This window comes from Aquitalea palustris (genome assembly GCF_003693445.1).
Classification (GTDB): domain Bacteria; phylum Pseudomonadota; class Gammaproteobacteria; order Burkholderiales; family Chromobacteriaceae; genus Aquitalea; species Aquitalea palustris.
The window spans coordinates 1-323 of sequence record NZ_RFAR01000035.1; the positions used below are offsets into that span (position 1 = coordinate 1).

The 323-nt window shown below is 59.8% G+C and carries 1 protein-coding gene; it reads right to left on the bottom strand.

Going from position 1 to position 323, the window contains the following annotated elements:
• Positions 1-281 (bottom strand): amidohydrolase family protein (locus EAY64_RS09185; protein WP_233566480.1); only part of this gene is annotated, 281 nt, incomplete at its 3' end.
• Between the last annotated feature and the right edge of the window lie 42 nt (positions 282-323).

Genomic DNA, 323 nt, shown 5'->3' on the forward strand with positions numbered 1-323 from the left:
GCGGCATCCAGTCGCGGATACACGCGTCGGGCATTGCCTTCAAAGATTTGCTGACGCTCGGCATCCGTCAGTGCCGCCGCTTCGATGTAGCGCTTGGTGTCGTCGTAGTAGTGGCCGGTTTCCGGGTCGATGCCGCGTACCGCGCCAATCATTTCGCTGGCAAACAACACGTTGTCCACCGGGATGACCTTGGTCAGCAGGTCGATGCCTGGCTGGTGGTAGACGCAGGTGTCAAAGAAGATGTTGTTGAGCAGGTGGTCTTTGAGCAGCGGCTTTTTCATTTCCTGCGCCAGCCCGCGGAAGCGGCCCCAGTGGTAAGGCAC